Annotated in this window: 4 protein-coding genes and 3 pseudogenes; all 7 read left to right on the top strand. The window is 52.3% G+C overall.

What is annotated here, in order from left to right; translation table 11 throughout:
- Positions 1-124: 124 nt before the first annotated feature.
- Positions 125-679 (top strand): annotated as a pseudogene (locus MSKU9_RS17315) (ATP-dependent DNA helicase); the annotation flags it as partial.
- A 225-nt stretch (positions 680-904) separates the two neighbouring features.
- Entirely contained in the window at positions 905-1279 is a 375-nt protein-coding gene (locus tag MSKU9_RS17310; RefSeq protein WP_227002577.1) for a hypothetical protein, read from the top strand.
- Positions 1242-1772 (top strand): DUF3828 domain-containing protein, encoded by a 531-nt coding sequence (locus MSKU9_RS17305; protein ID WP_141262595.1) that lies wholly within the window; start codon positions 1242-1244, stop codon positions 1770-1772. The genes MSKU9_RS17310 and MSKU9_RS17305 overlap by 38 nt, the downstream gene beginning before the upstream one ends.
- 437 nt (positions 1773-2209) lie before the next feature.
- Positions 2210-2449 (top strand): RNase A-like domain-containing protein, encoded by a 240-nt coding sequence (locus MSKU9_RS18665; protein WP_227002575.1) that lies wholly within the window; start codon positions 2210-2212, stop codon positions 2447-2449.
- A complete protein-coding gene (locus MSKU9_RS17295) occupies positions 2424-2807 on the top strand; it encodes a hypothetical protein (RefSeq protein WP_193557727.1) in 384 nt (127 codons plus the stop codon). The genes MSKU9_RS18665 and MSKU9_RS17295 overlap by 26 nt, the downstream gene beginning before the upstream one ends.
- 218 nt (positions 2808-3025) lie before the next feature.
- Positions 3026-3577, top strand: a pseudogene (locus MSKU9_RS17290) (ParB/RepB/Spo0J family partition protein); the annotation flags it as partial.
- A 69-nt stretch (positions 3578-3646) separates the two neighbouring features.
- A pseudogene (locus MSKU9_RS17280) lies at positions 3647-4527 on the top strand (IS3 family transposase); the annotation flags it as partial.
- Positions 4528-4621: the final 94 nt, after the last annotated feature.

Genomic DNA, 4621 nt, shown 5'->3' with positions numbered 1-4621 from the left:
GCCGCGCCATTCATCTCGTTCAGAATCATGGTGACCCATAGATTCAGAACTCTCAGAAAAATGCAACTGTAGTGCTAGCCGCCTGGTTCAGATAAAAAACGTCTCCACAAAACCCGGGGCAATTCAGTTTGGGCTGGACCCGGTTCGGGACGTGCAGGTGCTCTGCCCGATGAACCGGGGTGGACTTGGCGCACGGTCGCTGAATATCGAATTGCAGCAGGCGCTGAACGCGCCAGGCGACGTGAAGGTCGAGCGGTTTGGCTGGACCTATAGGCTGGGCGATAAGGTCATGCAGATCGCCAACGATTATGACCGGGATGTTTTCAATGGCGATCTTGGCGTTATCGACAGGGTCGATATCGAAGAGGGTGAACTGACGGTCTCGTTCGATGGACGGGAGGTCGTTTATGGCTTCGGCGAGTTGGACGAACTGGTGCTGGCCTATGCCACGACCATCCACAAGAGTCAGGGCTCGGAATACCCGGCCGTCGTCATCCCGCTGGTGACGCAGCATTACGCCATGCTCGCGCGGAACCTGCTCTACACGGGGGTGACACGTGGCCGGAAACTCGTCGTGCTGGTGGGCCAGAAGAAGGCGCTGGCCATCGCCGTGTGTAATCAGGGCGGAAGGCGGCGATGGTCGAAGGTGAAAGAGTGGCTGGCGCAGGGAGCGATATGACGCAGCAATGATTTCATGTCGGCTTACGCTTACTTTTCGGACATTTTGCGGGGTCGTCATATTTTCCAAACCCAACATCTATGAAAGCTGAGCCTGATTTTTTTGAGGCCGATTCATATTTTGGATAATTACACATAAAGGATCTTTGATGCCTGCAATTATGTAATATAAAATAATTACATAATAGACGGTGTAATTGTGATTGGAATGAAAGTTAAAAAATAAGTGTCAAATATATGGAATGCAAATAAAGCCGTTCAATATCTACAATCTCAGGCAAGGCCGAACAGCACGGGAAAATGCGCTGAATTTACACGTCATGCTATTGATGCCGGGGGCGTAATACTATCAAAAACAAATTATGCGAAGAATTATGGTCAATTCCTTAAATCTGCAGGATTTCTTGAAATTGCACAAAATACTCCCCTAAAGCCGGGAGATGTAGCGATTATTCAGCCTATTAAAGGCCATCCGTATGGACATATGTGCATGTTTGACGGCAGGATATGGATATCAGATTTTAGGCAGTATCGCGGTTTTTATCCTGGACTGGATTATAGAAATGAGAAACCACCTTATAAATTTTATAGACATCCGTAAGAGTAAGTTAAAATGTCTTTTTTTTATCCTGTTACTGTTCCCGTCGAGGGTTTTTTCTCACCCCCTAACGCCAGATCAGAATGTTCTGGAATTTTATAAGTGGTATGTCATGGCCACAGATCGGCAGACTGAAGAAAATTATAATGCCATAGATGGTAAAGAAATAAAAAACTATATTTCACAGCCTTTATTAAGAAAAATCAAGCGAGCATTACATAATGGGACTTATGATAGATTGGCAGAAGACGCGGATTATTTTCTACACACACAGGATTCCGATGTGAAAGATATTCCGTTTATTCATAGTAAATTGGTCAAAGAATACGGAAAAAATGCACTTGTTTTGATCGAAATGGGCAGTGCAAATAAAAATAACAATGTTGTTTCCCTATGTGTCCGCCTGAAACGTGAAAAGGAAGAGTGGAAAATATATCAGGTAGATTCATTTGCGATACGTGATCCGCTACCAAATTGCCGCTCCAGTCCTCCATAATTCAGTTCTAATATTTTCTGTTTCATATAATATAAATTTACTTAATATTTATATTATTCCCCATTTGGGGATATTTGCCATGCAGGAATCGGACACTCAGCCCCCCCCGCTGTTGCCGATCTGGCAGGTCAAGCTGCGGATGCCGTGATTCCCACTGGCATACTGCATGCGGCAGCGCATTTCGCGGCAACAAGGGCCATTCGCGTTGCCATGGCGGATGTAAACCGGCTTGCCTTCAGGCATGACATCACTACGGAGCACTTCCACCGGCCTATCGTGCAACGCACCGGTCAGTCGGCACGGACGCCTGCCAACCAGAATATCTTCTCACCGCATCGACAGAACCGGCTTGACCTCAACCATCATGAGGCGTCGCTCCATGATCGTAAGAAAGGAGGCAGTCATGTCTTGCTAAAGCACGTCGACCCGACCGAGGCATATATCGAACGTCGATTCACAAAGTAATCAAGGATAATGGCCTCAGGATTGATGGTTGGCTCAAGAACGCCAGAGATGGAAATGCAATCCTCCTTGAAGGACACACCTCAGGGGGAGGAACTGTCGTCATCGAGAGGGCCAATCGGCAGCGCAAGACTGCGCGGCGCATTCAAGTTACAATTGTCAAAAAAGAACACAATGGAATGATCTACTATGTCCAAACTGTTAAACTTGACTAAATATGATATTCTCGACCTGTTTCCGCGTCTCTCTAATCTGGGCGCGAGCTCGTTTGGCGAGGATCCTGAGCTCTTTGGCGATACACTGTTCGAGGTCATTGAAGATGCGCCGCGCATGCATCGCCTGCCGTTCAAGCAGCGGACAGTCAACGAATTAAGGACGTTACTGGCCTATAGCGATATGGACCTCGATCGTGTCAGTTGGGCTGTGCTCGGTATGGACCCCACGGCGGATATTGAAGAACCACCTAACTGGGGCAGCTTTCCAAGCCTGCGGGCATTCTGGTCAGCCGTTCTGCATACCTTTGAAAATGACCCCGAGGTGCGGGCGGGAAGAGAAATTGACCGCGACGTATAGGGGCCGGGCATTCACCAACATGGAATACAGAAATGTCTGTTTCCATATGTTGGCGTTCCAGAAACAGACCATCCGCTCCCCCCCCCGTTTCCGTCATTTTTCTGCCGTGAAAGAGGGTGTGGGGCGGGTGTAATCGTTAGAGTCAAAGGGTTGAGGGGTTTTTCGTGACGGATTCAGGGGGGAGAGGCTTCCGCCCGTCCGTCACGGAGTATCCTGCCATGGCGAGCGCCATCCAGAAAATCGCCCTCAATGCGTCCCGTGATATCCCCTTCAACAAGCTGGTGCTGTCGCGATCCAACGTGCGGCGCGTGAAGTCCGGTCTGTCGATCGAGGAACTGGCCCGCGACATCGAACGCCGTGGACTGCTGCAGACCCTGAACGTCCGTCTCGTGCTGGACGGTGATGGGGCCGAGACCGGCACTTACGAAGTACCTGCCGGCGGACGGCGCTTTCGTGTCCTCGAACTGCTGGTGAAGCAGAAGAAACTGGCGAAGACGGCTCCGGTGCCCTGCATGGTGCGCGAGGCCGGATCGGCCATTCTCGCCGAAGACGATTCCCTGACCGAGAACGTCCAGCGCGTGGCCCTGCATCCGCTGGACCAGTTCCGCGCCTTTCGCGACATGCTGGAGAAAGGCATGTCCGAAGAGGAAATCGCCGCTGCGCTCTTTGTCGCACCTGCCGTGGTCAGGCAGCGCCTGCGTCTGATGACCGTGTCGGACAAATTGTTCGATGTTTATGAGCAAGACGGCATGCGACTGGAGCAACTGATGGTGGACTTGTAACGGTTTTGTGCCGGTTATCTGAGCGTTTTAAGCTTGTATCAGGAGACCGACGAGATCATGAAGCATACGGAAGATTTCAAACGCGAGGCCGTGAGGATTGCGTTGAGCAGCGGGCTGTCACGCACGTGCATTGCGGCCGACCTTGGTATTGGCAAATCCACTCTGGGTAAATGGATAGGGAAGTACCGTCCGACCAGGCCGACATCCGAGCCTCAGGGTGACCTGGCCCGCGAGAATGAACGTCTTCGTCTGGAGAACCGGATTCTGCGGGATGAGAGGGAAATCCTGAAAAAAGCTACCCGGTTCTTCGCGAACCGGAAGCCATGAGGTTCACCTTCATCCAGGGGCATCGGCATGAGTGGCCAATCAAGAGGCTCTGCCGCGTTTTGCAGGTCCCGGCACGTGGTTACCGGGCCTGGACATCCCGACCGGCCTGTCAGCGCCTGCGCACCGATCTGAAGATACTGGCGCATATCCGTGAACATCATGCCCTGGGCAACGCCTCCTGCGGACGGCCCCGCATGACCCTGGAACTCAGGGAAGCCGGGCCTGATGTCGGGGAACGTCGTGTTGGCCGACTGATGAAGGACAACGGAATCCGGCCCGTGCGCACCCGTCGCCACAAGGTCATGACCGACAGCCACCACCAGACTGGCATTGTGGCCAACCTTCTGGATGGCGACCTCCCTGCTGATAGGCCCAACCAGAAATGGGCGGGAGATATCAGTTCTATCTGGACCGCCGGGGGCTGGCTCTATCTGGCGGTCGTCATCGATCTGTTCAGTCGTCGCGTGATCGGGTGGGCTGTCAGCGACTGGATAAAAAAGGATCTGGCCATCCGCGCCCTGGACATGGCGGTGCGGCTGCGTGATCCGGCGCCCGGCTGCATTTTACTCCCTGATCGCGGCAGCCAGTACGGCTCTCATGATTTTCAGGAAAAGTGAACTGCCCCGGGTTTACCGGAGAGCGATTTGTTCAGCGCTCAGGCTGCGATATCAAGTCTGCTCTGATCTGCATGGAAGGCGCGTTCGG

Source organism: Komagataeibacter diospyri (assembly GCF_006538165.1).
Taxonomy (GTDB): Bacteria; Pseudomonadota; Alphaproteobacteria; order Acetobacterales; family Acetobacteraceae; genus Komagataeibacter; species Komagataeibacter diospyri.
This window is presented reverse-complemented; position numbering and strand designations above follow the sequence as displayed.